Annotated in this window: 1 rRNA gene; it reads right to left on the reverse strand. The window is 43.1% G+C overall.

Annotated elements, in window-relative coordinates:
• Nucleotides 1-161 precede the first annotated feature (161 nt).
• A 16S ribosomal RNA gene (locus D0T85_RS21985) occupies nt 162-246 on the reverse strand; the annotation flags it as partial.

Here is a 246-nt window from a genome sequence, read left to right on the forward strand (position 1 = left end):
CTAACCAACTGAGCTATAGGACTAGTTCAACCTAACCCCACGGGGCTCGGCTTCTAATTTCTCTTGTTACAGATCATATATATAAACATAACAAACAAGTAGACACAAGAAAAACCTTGTATCATTTTGATAAGTCTTTTTAGGTATAAGACATGCTCCAGAAAGGAGGTGTTCCAGCCGCACCTTCCGGTACGGCTACCTTGTTACGACTTAGCCCCAGTCACCAGTTTTACCCTAGGACGATCC

The organism is Bacteroides sp. 519, from assembly GCF_010500955.1.
GTDB lineage: Bacteria > Bacteroidota > Bacteroidia > Bacteroidales > Bacteroidaceae > Bacteroides.